The sequence below is a fragment of the Streptomyces atratus genome (assembly GCF_014648655.1).
GTDB classification, from domain to species: Bacteria; Actinomycetota; Actinomycetes; order Streptomycetales; family Streptomycetaceae; genus Streptomyces; species Streptomyces atratus.
On sequence record NZ_BMRN01000001.1, the window covers coordinates 295,031 to 313,129 of the forward strand.

The window sequence follows — 18,099 nt, forward strand, 5'->3', positions numbered from 1 at the left end:
TCTCTACATGGCGATCGGGACGGCCCGCAACAACGGCCTCCACTGAGAGCCAGAACCCCTCCTCACTTCACAGGACCACAACCAGTTCATCTGGGCGTCGGCCCGTCACCTGCGGGGGGATTCGTGAAAGCGTTCACATTCACAAGCACAGTATGTAATACCAAGGAGAGGTAGCAGCCATGGACTGGCGTCACAACGCCGTTTGTCGTGAGGAAGACCCCGAGCTGTTCTTCCCCATCGGCAACACCGGTCCTGCGCTGCTGCAGATCGAGGAAGCCAAGGCCGTCTGCCGTCGCTGCCCCGTCATGGAGCAGTGCCTGCAGTGGGCGCTCGAGTCCGGCCAGGACTCCGGCGTCTGGGGTGGCCTCAGCGAGGACGAGCGCCGCGCAATGAAGCGCCGTGCCGCTCGCAACCGGGCGCGTAACGCCAGCGCCTGATCCGACGCCACCGCTACGAGCCTCAGCCAGGCGGCGCGTACAGAGCGTACGCACAACCCCGCCCCCCGAGTCGCAGCGCGCAGTACCCCCGAAGCGCATGCATGATCAGTGAGCCCGGACCGTGATCAACGGTCCGGGCTCACTGCTGTGTCCGTACCTTGCCGGCCGCCGGGGCTACTTCTCGGCGCGAACCGGGATGTCGAGGACGACCTGGGTGCCGCGGTCCGGGGCCGGGACCATGCCGAAGGTGCCGCTCAGCTCGCCCTCCACCAGCGTCCTCACGATCTGCAGCCCCAGGTTGCCGGCGCGCTGCGGGTCGAAACCCTCGGGCAGTCCGCAGCCGTCGTCCCGGACCGTGATCAGCAGCCGCTTCCCGGCGGAGGAGCCGCCGCGCACCGCCGACACCTCCACCGTGCCGGACTCGGCGAGGGTGAAGGCGTGCTCCAGGGCGTTCTGCAGGACCTCGGTGAGCACCATCGCCAGCGGTGTGGCCACTTCGGCGTCGAGAATGCCGAAGCGTCCCGTGCGGCGACAGGTAACCTTGCCCGGGGAGATCTCGGCGACCATCGCGATGACCCGGTCGGCGATCTCGTCGAACTCCACCCGCTCGTCCAGATTCTGGGACAGCGTCTCATGGACGATGGCGATCGAACCGACGCGCCGCACCGCCTCGTTGAGCGCCTCGCGCCCCTGGGCGGAGTCCATCCGGCGGGCCTGGAGCCGCAACAGGGCAGCGACGGTCTGGAGGTTGTTCTTCACCCGGTGGTGGATCTCCCGGATGGTGGCGTCCTTGGTGATCAACTCCCGCTCGCGGCGGCGCAGTTCGGTGACGTCCCGGAGGAGGACCAGGGAACCGATCCTGACCCCCTTGGGCTTGAGCGGGATCGCCCGGAGCTGGATCACCCCGCCCGCGCATTCGACCTCGAACTCACGGGGCGCGTATCCGCTGGCGAGTTTGACCAGGGCCTCGTCAACCGGGCCGCGGGAGGGGGCGAGTTCGGCGGTGATCCCGCCCAGGTGCTGGCCGACCAGGTCGGAGGCGAGGCCGAGGCGGTGGTACGCGGAGAGACCGTTGGGGCTGGCGTACTGGACGACTCCGTCGGCGTCGAGCCTGATCAGCCCGTCGCCGACGCGCGGCGATGCGTCCATGTCGACCTGCTGGCCGGGGAACGGGAAGGCCCCGGCGGCGATCATCTGGGCCAGGTCGGAGGCCGACTGGAGGTAGGTGAGCTCCAGCCGGGACGGTGTACGGACGGTCAGGAGGTTGGTGTTGCGGGCGATGACTCCGAGGACCCGGCCCTCACGGCGTACGGGGATCGACTCGACCCGTACCGGGACCTCCTCGCGCCACTCCGGGTCGCCCTCGCGCACGATCCGGCCCTCGTCCAGCGCCGCGTCGAGCAGCGGGCGGCGGCCGCGCGGCACCAAGTGGCCGACCATGTCGTCCTGGTAGGAGGTGGGACCGGTGTTGGGCCGCATCTGGGCCACGGACACATAGCGGGTGCCGTCGCGGGTGGGAACCCACAGCACGAGGTCGGCGAAGGACAGATCGGAGAGCAGCTGCCACTCCGAGACCAGCAGATGCAGCCACTCCAGGTCGGTGTCACTGAGGGCTGTGTGCTGGCGGACGAGGTCGTTCATGGAGGGCACGTGTGCGAGCGTACCCGCGGATGGGCAACGGTTCCGAACCGAACGACCCGGCCGTACGTGTAAGGGTGGGGGGCCCGGAAAATTGCGGTCGTCCGATGGATGGACACGGGCGAATGGTCTAGTCCACAATGCTCAAGACAGAGCTTCCGCTCTCCCCGCACAGGAGGGTGGATCGAGGTACCCGCGCTCTCTGCCCTGACTGCGCAGGCACCTCTCCCCGGCCGGGGGCACCGCACACCGCCGGCCGCGCAACTCCGGGCTGCGGTGCCGGACGGGCCGAGGGTCCCGTCCCGGCGCCGCGGCCCGTGGGTTTTCCACGGGCGCCGCCCGTGCCCCGCCCCGTGATCAGCGGGTCTCGGTGACCTTGGCCAGCGCGCGCGGTGCGTCCGGGTCCTGGCCGCGGGCGATCGTCACCTCGTATGCCAGCATCTGCAGCGGCAGGATCTCCAGGATCGGCTGGACCTCTTCGGCGACCCCCGCCGTCGGCAGCACGAAGCCCGCGGACGCCGCCTCCACCTGGGCCTTCGGGCCGACCACGAACAGGTCCGCGCCACGGCAGCGCAGCCGGTCCAGGACCGGCTGGAGGGCCTGGCCGCCCCGGCCGTCCGTGACGACGGCGATCACCGGGGAGATGTTGTCGACCATGGCGAGCGGGCCGTGCAGCAGATCGGCGCCGGAGTACGAGAGGGCCGGGATGTAGCTGGTCTCCATCAGCTTCAGGGCGGCTTCCTTGGCCGTTGGGTAGCCGTAGCCGCGCGAGGTGATGACCATGCGCTCGGCGAAGCGGTAGCGCGAAGCCAGGGTCCTGACCTCGTCCCTGCGGGCCAGGATCGCCTCGGCCAGCTCCGGCAGGATCGCGGCGGCCGCCCCGTCGCCGCCGCTCAGCCCCTCCACGAAGAGGTAGAGGGACAGCAGCGAGGCGGTGTACGTCTTGGTGGCCGGGAGGGCCTTCTCCGGGCCCGCCAGGATGTCGATGTGGTGCTCGGATACGGCGGCGAGCGGCGAGTCCGGGTTGTTGGTGACGGCCAGGGTGATCGCGCCGGCCTCACGGGCCGCTCCGGTGGAGGCCACCAGATCGGGCGAGCCGCCGGACTGGCTGACGGTGACGACGAGGACGTCCTTGAGGTCCGGCTTGGCGCCGTACGCGGTGGTGGTGGACATCGAGGCGAGACCACAGGGCAGGCCGAGCCGGATCTCCAGCAGGTACTTGGCGTAGAGCGCGGCATTGTCCGACGTGCCGCGGGCGGCGAGGAGGACGAAGCGCGGCTTCTTCGCCGCGATCTCGGCGGCCACCTCGCGGATCCTGGGGGCGCCCCGGTCGAGGATGCGCCGCAACACTCCCGGCTGCTCGGCCATCTCGCCGGACATGATCCGGCCCGGCCGCTCGCTCTCCCCTGCCGAAATCGTGGCGGACATGTCGAGTGCCTCCCAGGAGTGTCCCGGTGCGTCAGGAACACCGTTCGACCCAGTCGACCACGGCGAACCGGACACCCGCCAGCGGGCCGCGGCCGGGACGGGCACAGCTGTCGTGTCCGCGTTACCGGCTTCTGCTAGATTGGACCCTGATTGGTCTATACCACATGATTCAACTCTTCAGATCGGCAGGCCCCGCGTGGAAGTTGTCATCGTCCCGGACGCCAAGGCAGGCGGCGAACTCATCGCGGAGGCCATCGCCGCCCTGCTGAGCCGCAAGCCCGACGCCCTTCTCGGCGTTGCCACCGGCTCTACCCCGCTGCCCATCTACCAGGCGCTGGCGGCCAAGGTCCGCTCCGGCGCCGTGGACGCCTCGCGCGCCCGCATCTGCCAGCTCGACGAGTACGTCGGGCTGCCGGCGGGCCACCCCGAGTCCTACCGCTCCGTGGTGCTGCGCGAGGTCGTCGAACCGCTCGGCCTGTCCGAGGCCTCCTTCATGGGCCCCGACGGCTCCGCCGAGGACGTCCTGGCCGCCTGCCAGGCATACGACAAGGCGCTCGCCGAGGCCGGCGGGGTTGACCTGCAGCTCCTCGGCATCGGCACCGACGGGCACATCGGCTTCAACGAACCGTGCTCCTCGCTCGCCTCCCGCACCCGGATCAAGACGCTCACCGAGCAGACCCGGGTCGACAACGCGCGCTTCTTCGACAACGACATCACACAGGTGCCGCACCACGTGATCACCCAGGGCATCGGCACCATCCTGGAGTCCCGCCACCCGATCCTGCTCGCCACCGGCGAGGGCAAGGCGGACGCCGTGGCACAGACGGTGGAGGGGCCGGTGGCCTCGATCGTGCCGGCGTCGGCGCTGCAGTTGCATCCGCATGCGACGGTGGTGGTGGACGAGGCTGCCGCGTCGAAGCTGAAGCTGGCGGACTACTTCCGCGCCACGTATGCGGCGAAGCCGCTGTGGCAGGGCCTTTAGTCGTCCCGGACGCGGGGAGAGGGCCGGGGCACCCTTGGTGGGTGCCCCGGCCCTCTCGTATGCCGTTACGCGTCCTGCGGACGTGCTGTCCTCAATCGCCGGACGGGCTCGATCCGACCCTCGCGCCGTGGGGAGGCGTGTCCGGGTGGACAGGTGCCCTCAAACGCCGGGAGGGCCGGAGTTGCCGGACCGGCTTGAATTGCCCGGTCGGCTCGGGGTTCATACGGCCGGCAACGCCCGTCCATCTGGACGGGCGTCGGGCCGGCCCGGGCCGGGACAGCCGTGATGCGGCCCCTCGTGCTGCATCACGCCCTGTTTTCAGGCCCGGGAGCGGTCCGTACCCCTGGCGATGATCTCCGCGGCCGCGAGGCCGCAGACACGGGCCGCGCCGTGGGTGGCGATGTGCAGGGCGCCCCTGGGGGCCGCCTGCGGGACGCCCATTTCGACCACGACCGTGTCGGGGCGCTCCGCCACCAGGGCGTCGAGGGCCTCGGCCATCCAGGCATGGCGATGGGCGTCGCGGACGACCACGACGATGCGCCGCTCCCCCGCGGCCCGCAGCACGGCGGCGACGGGCGCCTCGGTCTCGCTGCTGTACGTGTCGGTCTCCGTGCCCGGCAGCAGCCGGCCCAGCTCCGCGGCGACGCCCCACGGGGTCTCGTCGCCGACCGCGATGTTCGACGCGGAGGTGAACGCGGCGACGTAGGCGGGGTCGGTCAGCGGCTCGGCGGAGCCGGTCACCTTCACCGCGCGGCGGGCGGCGACCAGGCCGATGTCGGAACCGATCCCGGTGCCGGGCGCGGTCCCCTCCCGCACTGCCGCACCCGGCTGCGAACCGGCTCCCTCGGCCCCCCGTGTCCAGGACGCGAGGGCACGTACCCGTGCGGCCGCGTCCGCGAGCCGCTCCTCGGCGAGTTCACCGCTGCGCACCGCCGCGACCAGCGCGTCGCGCAGCCGTTGCACCGTGCCGTCGTCCTGCAGACCGCCACCGACGCACAGGGCGTCGGCCCCCGCGGCGATCGCCAGGACGGAGCCGCGCTCGATGCCGTACGTCCCGGCGATGGCCTGCATCTCCACGGCGTCGGTGACGATCAGGCCGTCGTACCCCAGCTCCTCGCGCAGCAGACCGGTGAGGATCTGCGGGCTCACCGTCGCGGGGCGGTCCGGGTCGAGGGCGGGCAGCAGGATGTGCGCGCTCATCACGCACTTGGAACCCGCGGCGATGGCCGCCCGGAAGGGCACCAGTTCACGGGCGTGCAGCGTTTCCAGGTCCACGTCGATGCGCGGCATCGCGTGGTGCGAGTCGATCGCGGTGTCGCCGTGCCCGGGGAAGTGCTTGGTGCAGGCGGCGACTCCGGCGGCCTGGAGGCCCTCGATGTAGGCGGCGGTGTGCCGGGCCACGAGCTCGGTGTCGACGCCGAAGGACCGCACACCGATGATCGGGTTACCCGGGTTGGAGTTGACGTCCGCGGACGGCGCCCAGTTGAGGTTGACGCCGCACTCGGCGAGCCGGCGGCCCAGCTCCTGGGCGACCGCGCGGGTCAGCGCCACGTCGTCGACGTGGCCGAGCGCGAGGTTGCCGGGGAAGGAGGAGCCGGTACGCACCTCGAGGCGGGTGACGTCACCGCCCTCCTCGTCGATCGCGACGAGGAGGTCGTCGCGCTCGGCCCTGAGCTGGGCGGTGAGCGAGGCAACCTGCTCGGGCGTCTGGATGTTGCGGCCGAACAGGGCGACGGAGGCGAGGCCTTCGTCGACCCGGCGCAGCACCCAGTCCGGGGCGGTGGTGCCGGTGAATCCGGGCTGCAGGACGGCGAGAGCGTCGCGCGTGATGGTGTCCGTGGTGGCTATCAGCGTGGTCATGGAGCGGTGTTATCCCTTCACGGCGCCGTCGGTGAGGCCGCTGACGGCCTTGCGCTGCAGGAAGACGAAGAGGATGAGGATCGGAATGGCGAAGATCGAGGCCGCCGCCATGGTGGCACCCCAGTCGTCGCCGAACTGGCTCTGGAACTGGGAGAGCCACAGCGGAAGTGTCTTGGCCTCGGGGTCCTTGTTGAGGATCAGAACCAGCGGGAATTCGTTCCACGCCGTGATGAAGCCGAAGAGCGAGGTGGCCATCAGGCCGGGGGCGAGCAGCGGCAGGATCACCTTGATGAAGGCCTGCGGGCGGGTGCAGCCGTCGACCATGGCCGACTCCTCCAACTCCTTGGGCACCGCCGCAACATAGCCGCGCAGCGTCAGGATCGTGAAGGGAAGCACCATCACCATGTAGAAGAGCGTCAGCGGGACCAGGCTGTTGAGCATGTCGGCATCGCGGACCAGCATGTAGATCGCGATGACCATGACTTCCCAAGGGGCCATCTGCGCGATCATGAAGACCAGGATCATGCTCTTGCGGCCCTTGAACCGCATCCGGGCCAGCGCGAACGACGCGAAGAGCGCGATGATCAGCGAGAAGACCACGGCGAGCAGCGTGACCGTGAGCGAGTTCCTGACCAGGGTCAGGAAGTTCGGTGCGTGGTACGCCGTCTTGAAATGCTCGAAGGTGACGTCGGTGGGGAACCAGACCGGCGTCTCGGTGATGATGTCGCCGGTCGGCTTGAACGCCGTACTGAACATCCAGTAGACGGGGAAGACCAGTGCGGCAAAGAGGACGATCGCCGTTGCGTTGGGCCAGATGCGGCCGAGCAGTGAGCGCTTCACAGCTCGTCCTCCTCTTGCTTGAGAACGATGCGGAGGTAGTACGAGGTCAGCCCCAGCATGATCAGGATGGTCAGCAGGGAGATCGCCGCGCCCATGCCGTAGTGCTGATTGCCGACACCCTCGACGAAGGCGTAGATCGGCAGTGTCTCGGTGAGGCGGTTGGGGCCGCCCTCACTGATGGTGAAGATCTGCGGGAAGGCCTTGAAGACCCAGATGACCTCGAGGAAAGTCGTGGCGTAGAGGAAGGGCCGCAGGAACGGGAACGTCACCGATGTGAAGCTCTTCCAGACGCCGGCGCCGTCGAGTGAGGCGGCTTCGTACAGTTCCTTGGCGATGGTGGTGGTCGCCGCGTACAGGTTGATCGCCACGAACGGGATCGACTGCCAGACGATCATCAGGGTGACCACGAAGAAGGTGGAGAACTGCGAGCCGGTCCAGTTGAAGTCGGCCATCGAGTGCCAGCCGAGCTTGTCCAGCGCGTAGTTGACGACGCCGAAGCGTGAGGCGAACAGCCACTGGAACACGGTGGACGCGGCCACGACCGGCATCGCCCAGGCGAGCACCAGGCCGACCATCAGGGTGAGGCGCATCTTCTTGCCGAGACGGGCGAGCAGCAGTCCGACCAGCGTGCCGATGATCATAATCAGAACGACGTTGACGCCGGTGAACACGATCGTGCGGAGCGTGACTTTCCAGAAGTCCTCACCGGTGAGGATCTCCTGGTAGTTCTCGAAGCCGTTCCACTCGGTGACATGCTGGATCAGCTGTCCCATATTGAGGTTCTGGAACGACAGCATGGCGTTCTTGACCAAGGGATATCCGAGGAAGATCGCCGTCACCGCAAGCGCGGGAACCATCAACAGGTACGGCGCTGTGCCGATACCCACCTTCCGCTTGCTTCCCCCGTGCTGCCCGACGGGTGTTTTCCCGTCCTGCCCGCGGACTGCGACCGTCTTGGCCACATCCGAGGGGTCGGTTTGCACTGCCATGCTCGCCATCTCTTCCAACAAAGCCCTACACGGAACGGTGCGTACAACCGGGGCGGCGGGTCGAGACCCGCCGCCCCGGCGCGGGACGCGCTACTGCGATTACTGCTGCTGGCTGAGGCGCTTGTTGAGCTCGCCCTCGACCTGCTTGGCGGCGTCGGCGGGCGACTTACCCTGCAGGACCAGCGTCATGTAGGTCTTGATGGGGTTCGGCGGGTTCTCGACCGGCGCCCACTCCGGGATCAGCGGGGTGGTGCCACCGGACTTGGCGGCGGCCGGGCCGGCCGCCTCGGCGGCGGGCTGGCCGACGGTGTACTGCTGCATGGCGTCGTTCTTCGGAGACCAGCCGGCCTCCTTGATGAGCGCGCCGTCGTTCTTCTCGGAGAGCGCGATCTTCAGGAACTCCTTGGCCAGCTCCTGCTTCTTGCTGCCCGCGGCAACGGCGAGGTTGGAGCCGCCGAGGAAGACGCCCTCGGGCTTGTCCGCCGTCTCACCGGGGATGGTGAAGAAGCCGATGTCGTCCTTGAGCTTCGGGTTGGCCTTGATGGCGGTGCCGGCCTCGTAGCCCATGGCGATGACGGCGCCGGTCTTGCCCTTGGCGAAGACCTCGGCCTGCTGCGGGGTGGCCTCGTCCTTGTCCTTGGGGGCCTTGGAGTAGGACTGGTACTGCTTGTACACGTCCATGGCCTCGGCGACCTTCGGGTCCGCCAGGTTGGAGACGTACTTGTCGCCCTCCTTCTTGACCGGCGAGACGTCCTTGCCGACGAGCAGACCGTCGAAGAAGTACCAGTTCTGGCCGGGCAGGTAGATGGGCTCGGCGTCGCCCTTCTCCTTGATGGCGTCGAACGCCTTGAAGAGGTCGGCACGGGTCTTCGGCGTCTCGGTGATACCGGCGTCCTTGAAGACCTTCTTGTTGTACATGACGACGCGGTTGCCCACGTACCACGGCAGGGCGTACTGCTTGCCGTCGTATATGGAGGGCTGGTTGACGCCGTCGGCCCAGGCGGAGCCGATCTCCTTCTTCAGGTCACCGAGGTCGGCGAGGCCACCGGTCTTGGCGTACGCCGGGGTCTGGGTGTTGCCGATCTCCAGGACGTCCGGCGGGTTGGACTCGGAGAGGGCCGTGGTGACCTTCTGCTGAATACCGTTCCAGTCCTGGACCTCGATCTTCAGCTTGGCCTTGGTCTTCTTCTCGAACTCATCGGTGACCGTCTTGGTCCACCCGGGCGGGTTCGATCCGGACATCGTCCAGACGGTGAGCGTCTCGCCCTTGTAACTGTCCGGGCCGGTCTTCTTACCGCTGTCGCCGTCGTCGGACCCACACGCCGCGAGGCCGATCATCATGCCCGCGACGCCGACCGCCGCGATGAGCTTGCGCTTCACGCCAAACCCTCCTCAGGGAAACTGCAACCCCGCCCACCGCGAAGACATTCGACGAGTACTGCTGGGGCTGGACCTGGTCTTTAATGGTTTAGACCAGCACCGGGAGCTTGGCCTAGACCTTTAGGGGTGTCAAGGGTGTATAAGAAGTGCACTCGCGTCCGTTATAGGACCGACACCTAAGGGAGGGCGACGAGCCGTGACCGGACCGTGCCACCATGTGAGCCGCGACAGACGGAGGAGCCGGTGACGGCAGCAACGCAGCAGTCGGGAAGGCGGGCCATGGGTGCCGACGGGGGCAGTACGGAGAACGAGACGGGCGCGACCACGCGGACGGCGCGCGTCCCGAAGTACTACCGGCTGAAGCGACATCTCCTCGACATGACGGACACCATGCCGCCAGGCACCCCCGTGCCACCGGAACGGACCCTGGCCGCCGAGTTCGACACCTCGCGCACGACCGTGCGCCAGGCGCTCCAGGAACTGGTCGTCGAGGGCCGACTGGAGCGCATCCAGGGCAAGGGCACCTTCGTCGCCAAGCCGAAGGTCTCACAGGCCCTGCAGCTCACCTCGTACACCGAGGACATGCGCGCCCAAGGACTCGAACCGACGTCCCAGTTGCTGGACATCGGCTATGTCACGGCGGACGACACGCTCGCCGGGCTGCTCGACATCACGACCGGTGGGCGAGTGCTGCGGATCGAGCGGTTGCGGCTCGCCAGCGGGGAGCCGATGGCGATCGAGACCACACACCTTTCGGCCAAACGCTTTCCGGCGCTGCGCCGTTCACTGGTGAAGTACACCTCGCTCTACACCGCACTGGCGGAGGTGTACGACGTCCGGCTGGCCGAGGCCGAGGAGACCATCGAGACCTCGCTCGCCACCCCGCGCGAGGCCGGACTGCTCGGTACGGATGTGGGCCTGCCGATGCTGATGCTGTCCCGGCACTCGCTCGACGGGCAGGGCGAGCCGGTGGAGTGGGTGCGCTCGGTCTACCGGGGCGACCGGTACAAGTTCGTGGCGCGCCTGAAGCGGCCGACGGACTGAGGTCCGGGTACGTCGGCCGACTGATTCCGGCCACGCACCCCTGGGCGCAACCGTCTCGGCCCCCGTGGAATCCACGACTCCACGGGGGCCGTCGGCGCGCCTTGGTACAGACCGAGTGTCGTACGTTTGGCAACATTCCGAACATTCGCGCCCGCACAGGGGACCGTTGCCGGACCGCAATGCGGACAGGGGGTGACGGTGACCGGAAGCCTCCCCTAGATTTCCTGCGCATTACACCAGGTGATCAGCGAGGGGACGGAGTCGCCGCATGCCAGCAGACCCAGAAGGAAAACCGCCCACAGTCACACCCGTGCGGGTGGTCATCGCCCTCTGTCTCATCGCGCCGTTCGTGGCGATGCTCTGGGTGAGTTCGTATGCGAAGGTGGACCCCACCTTCATCGGTATTCCGTTCTTCTACTGGTACCAGATGCTCTGGGTGCTGATCTCCACCGCACTCACGGTGATCGCGTACAAGCTGTGGCAGCGTGACCAGCGCGCCCGCAAGGGGGGTGCGTCGGCATGAAGGACGGCGTGAACGGCGTCGCGCTCGGCGTCTTCATCTTCTTCTTCCTGGCCGTCACGGTCATGGGCTTCCTGGCGGCGCGCTGGCGGAAGGCCGAGAACGACGCCAGCCTCGACGAATGGGGCCTGGGCGGACGTTCGTTCGGCACCTGGGTCACCTGGTTCCTGCTCGGCGGCGACCTGTACACCGCGTACACCTTCGTCGCCGTTCCCGCGGCGATCTACGCGGCGGGCGCGGCAGGCTTCTTCGCCGTGCCGTACACGATCCTCGTGTACCCGCTGATCTTCACCTTCCTGCCGCGGCTGTGGTCGGTCTCGCACAAGCACGGGTACGTGACCACCTCGGACTTCGTCCGCGGGCGCTTCGGTTCGAAGGGGCTCTCGCTGGCGGTCGCCGTCACGGGCATCCTCGCCACGATGCCGTACATCGCGCTCCAGCTCGTCGGCATCCAGGCCGTGCTGGACGTGATGGGCGTGGGCGGTGGAGAGAACACCCACTGGTTCATCAAGGACCTGCCGCTGCTGATCGCGTTCGCGGTGCTCGCCGCGTACACCTACTCGTCCGGCCTGCGGGCGCCGGCGCTGATCGCGTTCGTCAAGGACGGACTGATCTACCTGGTCATCGCGGTGGCGATCATCTACATCCCGATCAAGCTCGGCGGCTTCGACGACATCTTCGCCAAGGCGGGCGAGGCGTTCTCCCAGACCAACCCGGCCACCGGCAAACCGCGCGGCGCGCTCGCGCCGGGCGAGGCGGGCCAATGGGGTTACGCCACCCTGGCGTTGGGCTCGGCGCTGGCGCTGTTCATGTATCCGCACTCGATCACGGCGACGCTCTCCAGCCGCAGCCGCAATGTGATCCGGCGCAACACCACGATCCTGCCGCTGTACTCGCTGATGCTGGGCCTGCTGGCGCTGCTCGGCTTCATGGCCATCGCCGCCGGGATCAAGGTGGACAACGGGCAGTTGGCCATCCCCCAGCTGTTCGAGAACATGTTCCCCGACTGGTTCGCGGGGGTCGCGTTCGCCGCCATCGGTATCGGCGCTCTGGTACCCGCCGCGATCATGTCGATCGCCGCGGCGAACCTCTTCACCCGCAACATCTACAAGGACTTCCTGAAGCCGGACGCGACCCCCGAACAGGAGACCAAGGTCTCCAAGCTGGTGTCGCTGCTGGTGAAGGTCGGCGCGCTCGCCTTCGTCCTCACCATGGACAAGACGGTCGCGATCAACTTCCAGCTGCTCGGCGGGATCTGGATCCTCCAGACGATGCCGGCCCTGGTCGGCGGCCTGTTCACCCGCTGGTTCCACCGCTGGGCACTGCTCGCGGGCTGGGCGGTCGGCATGGCGTACGGGACGGTGGCCGCGTACGGGGTCGCCAGCCCGACCCAGGCGCACTTCGGCGGCTCGTCCAAGGAGATCCCCGGCATCGGCGAGATCGGCTACATCGGCCTCACCGCGTTCGTGCTGAACGTGGTGGTGACGGTGGTGCTCACCTTCGTCCTGAACGCCGTGAAGGCACCCGTCGGGATCGACGAGACCTCCCCGGCCGACTACACGGCCGACGCGGGCGACCCGGGCGTCCGGGCGGAGCTCCCGCCGGCCACGGCGGGGGCCCCGGGCGGCGGCCACTGACCATCGCTCCCACGGCCGGATGACGGCCCGTCGTGCCCCCTTCAGCGGGGCGTGGCGGGCCGTCCGTCTGCTCCGACAGGGGATCTCACGACTTGTCCCGTCGGCTCGACTTCTGTTGCGCGACACAACATGTGGGGGCCGTCCCATCCAGTGGCCCCCACATGTATGCTCGTGCTCGCTGTCGCCGCAGGGAAATCCGGTGCGAATCCGGAACTGTCCCGCAACGGTGTATTCGGTGTGCTTTTGCGCACCCTCAAGTAAGTCCGAGGACCTGCCGACAGCGCATCCGGCTCGACCGAACCGGATGCCAGACGTCCGGGCCTCGCGGATGGGCCGGTGGACGCCGTAATGAGTGCTGCCCGACGCGGGCCCAGCTCTGCCCGGCTGCCCCGCTCCCCGCCGGCCCCGAGCCGAGCGAGGGAGAGCACCACGTGACCATCGCGCCAGCCGATCCGGCTTCAGTCGCCGTGTCCGAAGCGGCCGAGTCCGAGGGAACCGCACACGACGGACCGGGGACCGCACTGCTGCGGACCCTGACCGACCTCACCGTCGATCTGCCCGACACCGACCCCGGTCGCGTCGCCGCCGCCGCGCTGCGCGGCCGTAACGCCCGGTCGGACGAGGCGGAGTTGCGCTCGCTGGCCACGGAGGCCGCCGCGGGGCTGATCTCCGAGGACCCCGCCTACTCCCGGCTCGCGGCCAGGCTGCTGACCCGCACCATCGCGGACGAGGCGGCGGACCAGGGCGCGGTGTCCTTCTCCGCCTCGGTGGCCGTCGGGCACCGAGAGGGCCTGATCGCGGACCGTACCGCCGAGTTCGTCGCACTGCACGCGGCCGCGCTCGACGCGCTGGTGGAGGGTTCGCTGACCGACGGCGCCGACGACCGCTTCGGTTACTTCGGGCTGCGGACCCTGTACAGCCGCTATCTGCTGCGTCACCCGCACACCCGCCAGGTCACCGAGACGCCGCAGCACTTCATGCTGCGCGTCGCGGCCGGACTCGCCGAGGACGACTCCAAGCGCGCCCTGGACGAAGTCGCTGCCCTGTACGGGCTGATGAGCCGGCTCGACTACCTGCCGTCCTCGCCGACCCTGTTCAACTCCGGCACCCGGCATCCGCAGATGTCCTCCTGCTACCTGCTGGACTCCCCGCTCGACGAGCTCGACTCGATCTATGACCGCTACCACCAGGTGGCGCGGCTCTCCAAGCACGCGGGCGGCATCGGCCTCTCGTACTCCCGCATCCGCGCCCGCGGTTCACTGATCCGCGGCACCAACGGGCACTCCAACGGCATCGTGCCGTTCCTGAAGACGCTCGACGCCTCCGTCGCCGCGGTCAACCAGGGCGGTCGCCGCAAGGGCGCCGCCGCCGTCTACCTGGAGACCTGGCACGCGGACATCGAGGAGTTCCTGGAGCTGCGCGACAACACGGGTGAGGACCAGCGGCGTACGCACAACCTCAACCTGGCGCACTGGATCCCGGACGAGTTCATGCGCCGGGTCGACACGGACGGCGACTGGTCGCTGTTCTCACCCGCCGATGTGCCCGAACTGGTCGACCTGTGGGGCGACGAGTTCGACGCCGCGTACCGGGCAGCCGAGGCCAAGGGGCTGGCCCGCAAGTCGATGCCGGCCCGTGAGCTGTACGGCCGGATGATGCGTACCCTCGCGCAGACCGGCCAGGGCTGGATGACGTTCAAGGACGCCTCCAACCGGACCGCGAACCAGACCGCCGAGCCGGGCCGCGTCGTCCATTCGTCGAATCTGTGCACCGAGATCCTCGAAGTCACCGATGACGGCGAGACGGCCGTCTGCAACCTGGGTTCGGTCAACCTCGGTGCGTTCGTCGCCGACGGTGACATCGACTGGGAGCGGCTGGACGCGACTGTCCGCACCGCCGTGACCTTCCTGGACCGGGTCGTCGACATCAACTTCTACCCGACCGAGCAGGCCGGCCGGTCCAATGCGAAGTGGCGCCCCGTCGGCCTGGGTGCGATGGGTCTGCAGGACGTCTTCTTCCAGCTGCGGCTGCCGTTCGACTCCCCCGAGGCCCGTGCGCTCTCCACGAAGATCTCCGAGCGGATCATGCTCGCCGCCTACGAGGCGTCCTGCGAGCTCGCCGAGCGGTCCGGACCGCTGCCCGCCTGGTCGCAGACGCGTGCCGCACGCGGTGTGCTGCACCCCGATCACTACGACACCGAGCTGAACTGGCCGGAGCGCTGGGACGCGCTGCGCGCGCGGGTCGCGAAGACCGGGATGCGCAACTCGCTGCTGCTCGCCATCGCGCCGACGGCGACGATCGCCTCGATCGCAGGTGTGTACGAGTGCATCGAGCCGCAGGTCTCCAACCTTTTCAAGCGCGAGACGCTCAGCGGTGAGTTCCTCCAGGTCAACGCATATCTGGTGGATGAGCTGAAGCAGCTCGGCGTATGGGACGCGCGGACCCGTGAGGCACTTCGCGAGGCGAGCGGTTCCGTGCAGGGCTTCGCCTGGATCCCGGCGGATGTGCGGGCGCTCTACCGCACGGCGTGGGAGATCCCGCAGCGCGGTCTGATCGACATGGCAGCGGCCCGTACGCCGTTCCTCGACCAGAGCCAGTCGCTGAACCTGTTCATGGAGACGCCGACGATCGGCAAGCTCTCCTCGATGTACGCGTACGCCTGGAAGCAGGGGCTGAAGACGACGTACTACCTGCGCTCGCGCCCTGCGACCCGGATCGCCCGTGCGGCCTCCGGCCAGGCCTCGGCCGCCGCCCCCATTCCCGTGCAGCAGGCCCAGGCTCCCGACGCGGACGCGATCGCCTGCTCCCTCGAAAACCCCGAGTCCTGCGAGGCCTGCCAGTAATGAGCTCCACCGACTCCGAGAAGAACCTGCTCGACCCGGGCTTCGAACTGACTCTGCGGCCCATGCGCTACCCGGACTTCTACGAGCGCTACCGCGACGCGATCAAGAACACCTGGACGGTGGAGGAGGTCGACCTCCACTCCGACGTCGCCGACCTCGCCAAGCTCTCCCCCGGCGAGCAGCACATGATCGGCCGGCTCGTCGCGTTCTTCGCGACGGGCGACTCGATCGTCTCCAACAATCTCGTGCTGACGCTGTACAAGCACATCAACTCCCCCGAGGCGCGGCTGTATCTGTCGCGGCAACTCTTCGAGGAAGCCGTGCACGTCCAGTTCTATCTGACGCTGCTCGACACGTATCTGCCCAATCCGGACGACCGTGCCGCCGCGTTCGACGCGGTCGAGGAGATTCCCTCGATCCGTGAGAAGGCGCAGTTCTGCTTCAAGTGGATGGATTCGGTCGAGAAGATCGAGCGGCTGGAGACGAAGGCCGACCGCCGTCGCTTCCTGCTGAACCTGATCTGCTTCGCGGCGTGCATCGAGGGGCTGTTCTTCTACGGCGCGTTCGCGTACGTCTACTGGTTCCGCTCGCGGGGTCTGCTGCACGGTCTCGCCACGGGCACCAACTGGGTGTTCCGTGACGAGACGATGCACATGAACTTCGCGTTCGAGGTCGTGGACACCGTTCGCAAGGAGGAGCCGGACCTCTTCGACGACGAGCTCCAGCAGCAGGTCACCGACATGCTGAAGGAGGCTGTCGACGCGGAGCTGCAGTTCGGCCGGGATCTGTGCGGCGACGGGCTGCCGGGCATGAACACCGAGTCCATGCGCCAGTACCTGGAGTGCGTGGCCGACCAGCGGCTCACCCGGCTGGGCTTCCCGACCGTCTACGGCTCCGAGAACCCGTTCTCGTTCATGGAGCTGCAGGGCGTGCAGGAGCTGACGAACTTCTTCGAGCGCCGGCCGTCCGCCTACCAGGTGGCGGTGGAGGGCTCGGTCGCCTTCGACGACGACTTCTAGATCCTGGCCCAGCTTCTGAGGTAGGGGCGCCGCGCATCCGTCACCGGCTGCGCGGCGCCCGCCGTTTCCGGGGGCGCGTCCCCCCGTTCCCGTTCCGCTTCCCGCAGCTCGCGGTCGATGCGGCGCTCCCGGGCGAGCCCGGCGAGAGTGGGCAGCAGAAAGAGGGCGATAAGTGCGGCTATGCCCAGGAAGTTCAGGAATGTGTTCATGCCTCTACTCTCGTCCGCACGGACGGATTGCGGCAGTGGCAGGACTGTCATAGAGCATCGAATTACTGCCACACTTGCTCCATGCTGAACAATGTCGCCGCCCTGCTGCTCGACGAGGTCCACCCCTTCGAACTGGGTGTGCTGTGCGAGGTCTTCGGCCTCGACCGCAGCGACGAGGGCCTGCCGGTCCACGATTTCGCCGTGGTCTCCGCCGAGGGCCCGGTGCTGCGGACCCATGCCGGGTTCACCATCAGTACGCCGCACGGACTCGACCGCCTGGACGAGGCCGACCTCATCGCCGTGCCGGCCGGCAGCCACTTCCTCCGACGGGACTACCCCGAAGAGGTCCTCGACGCCCTGCGCCGGGCGGTGGACCGGGGCGCACGCGTGCTGAGCGTCTGCTCCGGCGCGTATGTGCTCGGCGCGGCCGGACTGCTGGACGGGCGCCGCTGCACCACTCACTGGCGCCACGCCTCGGAACTGGCCCGCCGCTTCCCGCGGGCCGTCGTCGAACCCGATGTGCTGTACGTGGACGAGGGCCCGGTCATCACATCGGCGGGCACGGCGGCCGGGATCGACGCCTGTCTGCATCTGGTCCGGCAGGCGTACGGCCCCGATGTCGCCAACGCGATCGCCCGCCGCATGGTGGTGCCGCCGCACCGGGACGGCGGGCAGGCGCAGTACATCAAGCGGCCGCTGCCCCGCACCCGATGCGACACGGTCGGCGAGACGCTGGTCTGGATGGAGCGCCACCTCGATCAGGAGATGACCGTCGAACAGCTCGCCGTACAGGCACACATGTCGCCGCGCACCTTCGCCCGTCGTTTCCAGCAGGAGACGGGCACCACTCCGTACCGCTGGCTGCTCCGCCAGCGGGTGCTGCTGGCACAGCATCTGCTGGAGACATCCGATGAAACGGTGGACACGATCGCCGGTCGCACCGGCTTCGGAACTGCCGCCGCGCTGCGCCATCAGTTCGTACGATCGTTGGGCACGACGCCGAATGCATACCGTCGCACCTTCCGCGGCCCGAGCGCGATGACCGAAGTAGCCTGATCGATAACGGATCCGAGGTCCGATCATTCGTTCAACCATTACCGTTGTGCACACCTGTCCATGGACCACGGCTCCCGCGACGCGGAAGGGTCGAGGGCATGAGCATGCGGATGCCAGGACGAACGACCGGGGCCGTGGTGGCCGCGCTCGCCGCCGCACCACCGCCCCGGGAAAGGCCCCGTACGCCGGTTCGGACGGACCGGCGTACGGGGCCCTC

Annotated in this window: 15 protein-coding genes and 1 riboswitch; of the genes, 8 read left to right on the plus strand and 7 right to left on the minus strand. The window is 68.4% G+C overall.

Annotated elements, in window-relative coordinates:
• Positions 1-179 precede the first annotated feature (179 nt).
• Entirely contained in the window at positions 180-437 is a 258-nt protein-coding gene (locus tag IEZ15_RS01255; protein ID WP_003953983.1) for a WhiB family transcriptional regulator, read from the plus strand.
• 174 nt (positions 438-611) lie between these two features.
• Here the strand turns inward: IEZ15_RS01255 and IEZ15_RS01260 are convergent, their stop codons facing one another.
• Both IEZ15_RS01260 and IEZ15_RS01265 read right to left on the minus strand, forming a co-directional pair.
• Positions 612-2,078: a PAS domain-containing sensor histidine kinase gene (locus tag IEZ15_RS01260; RefSeq protein ID WP_114246565.1), complete on the minus strand. Its 1,467-nt coding sequence runs from the start codon at positions 2,076-2,078 to the stop codon at positions 612-614.
• Positions 2,079-2,432: 354 nt separating this feature from the next.
• Positions 2,433-3,503, minus strand: a complete 1,071-nt coding sequence (locus IEZ15_RS01265) for an SIS domain-containing protein (protein ID WP_189273494.1) — start codon at positions 3,501-3,503, stop codon at positions 2,433-2,435.
• A gap of 196 nt (positions 3,504-3,699) precedes the next feature.
• Here IEZ15_RS01265 and nagB point away from each other — a divergent pair, with 196 nt between their 5' ends.
• The gene (nagB, locus tag IEZ15_RS01270) at positions 3,700-4,485 is read left to right on the plus strand and encodes a glucosamine-6-phosphate deaminase (RefSeq protein ID WP_189273495.1); all 786 of its coding nucleotides are present in this window, start codon (positions 3,700-3,702) and stop codon (positions 4,483-4,485) included.
• 318 nt (positions 4,486-4,803) lie between these two features.
• Here nagB and IEZ15_RS01275 read toward each other — a convergent pair whose 3' ends face one another.
• The 4 genes from IEZ15_RS01275 to IEZ15_RS01290 all read right to left on the minus strand — a co-directional run bounded on the left by IEZ15_RS01275 (position 4,804) and on the right by IEZ15_RS01290 (position 9,554).
• On the minus strand, positions 4,804-6,345 hold the full coding sequence (locus tag IEZ15_RS01275; RefSeq protein ID WP_189273496.1) for a glycoside hydrolase family 3 protein: 1,542 nt from the start codon (positions 6,343-6,345) through the stop codon (positions 4,804-4,806).
• Positions 6,346-6,354: 9 nt separating this feature from the next.
• Positions 6,355-7,185: a carbohydrate ABC transporter permease gene (locus IEZ15_RS01280; RefSeq protein ID WP_093900521.1), complete on the minus strand. Its 831-nt coding sequence runs from the start codon at positions 7,183-7,185 to the stop codon at positions 6,355-6,357.
• Positions 7,182-8,174, minus strand: coding sequence for a carbohydrate ABC transporter permease (locus IEZ15_RS01285; protein WP_189273497.1), 993 nt, complete (start codon positions 8,172-8,174; stop codon positions 7,182-7,184). Before IEZ15_RS01285 ends, IEZ15_RS01280 begins: the two co-directional genes overlap by 4 nt.
• Before the next feature lie 99 nt (positions 8,175-8,273).
• Positions 8,274-9,554, minus strand: a complete 1,281-nt coding sequence (locus IEZ15_RS01290) for an extracellular solute-binding protein (RefSeq protein ID WP_189273498.1) — start codon at positions 9,552-9,554, stop codon at positions 8,274-8,276.
• 279 nt (positions 9,555-9,833) lie between these two features.
• Here IEZ15_RS01290 and IEZ15_RS01295 point away from each other — a divergent pair, with 279 nt between their 5' ends.
• From IEZ15_RS01295 to IEZ15_RS01315, 5 genes are all read left to right on the plus strand, one after another.
• Positions 9,834-10,598 (plus strand): GntR family transcriptional regulator, encoded by a 765-nt coding sequence (locus IEZ15_RS01295; RefSeq protein WP_189273937.1) that lies wholly within the window; start codon positions 9,834-9,836, stop codon positions 10,596-10,598.
• A 268-nt stretch (positions 10,599-10,866) separates the two neighbouring features.
• Positions 10,867-11,121: a DUF3311 domain-containing protein gene (locus IEZ15_RS01300; RefSeq protein ID WP_114246558.1), complete on the plus strand. Its 255-nt coding sequence runs from the start codon at positions 10,867-10,869 to the stop codon at positions 11,119-11,121.
• The gene (gene mctP / locus IEZ15_RS01305) at positions 11,118-12,755 is read left to right on the plus strand and encodes a monocarboxylate uptake permease MctP (protein WP_114246557.1); all 1,638 of its coding nucleotides are present in this window, start codon (positions 11,118-11,120) and stop codon (positions 12,753-12,755) included. The genes IEZ15_RS01300 and mctP overlap by 4 nt, the downstream gene beginning before the upstream one ends.
• Before the next feature lie 165 nt (positions 12,756-12,920).
• A riboswitch (cobalamin riboswitch) is annotated at positions 12,921-13,048 on the plus strand.
• Between the two features lie 138 nt (positions 13,049-13,186).
• Positions 13,187-15,598, plus strand: a complete 2,412-nt coding sequence (locus IEZ15_RS01310; protein ID WP_189273499.1) for a ribonucleoside-diphosphate reductase subunit alpha — start codon at positions 13,187-13,189, stop codon at positions 15,596-15,598.
• Positions 15,598-16,617: a ribonucleotide-diphosphate reductase subunit beta gene (locus tag IEZ15_RS01315; protein WP_189273500.1), complete on the plus strand. Its 1,020-nt coding sequence runs from the start codon at positions 15,598-15,600 to the stop codon at positions 16,615-16,617. Before IEZ15_RS01310 ends, IEZ15_RS01315 begins: the two co-directional genes overlap by 1 nt.
• On the opposite strand, the gene IEZ15_RS01320 is transcribed toward IEZ15_RS01315, so the two are convergent.
• A complete protein-coding gene (locus tag IEZ15_RS01320) occupies positions 16,614-16,826 on the minus strand; it encodes a hypothetical protein (protein ID WP_114246554.1) in 213 nt (70 codons plus the stop codon). The genes IEZ15_RS01315 and IEZ15_RS01320 overlap by 4 nt on opposite strands.
• An 81-nt stretch (positions 16,827-16,907) precedes the next feature.
• Between IEZ15_RS01320 and IEZ15_RS01325 the strand changes: the two genes are divergently transcribed.
• Complete coding sequence (locus IEZ15_RS01325) at positions 16,908-17,882, plus strand: GlxA family transcriptional regulator (protein ID WP_189273501.1); 975 nt, start codon at positions 16,908-16,910, stop codon at positions 17,880-17,882.
• Positions 17,883-18,099 lie beyond the last annotated feature (217 nt).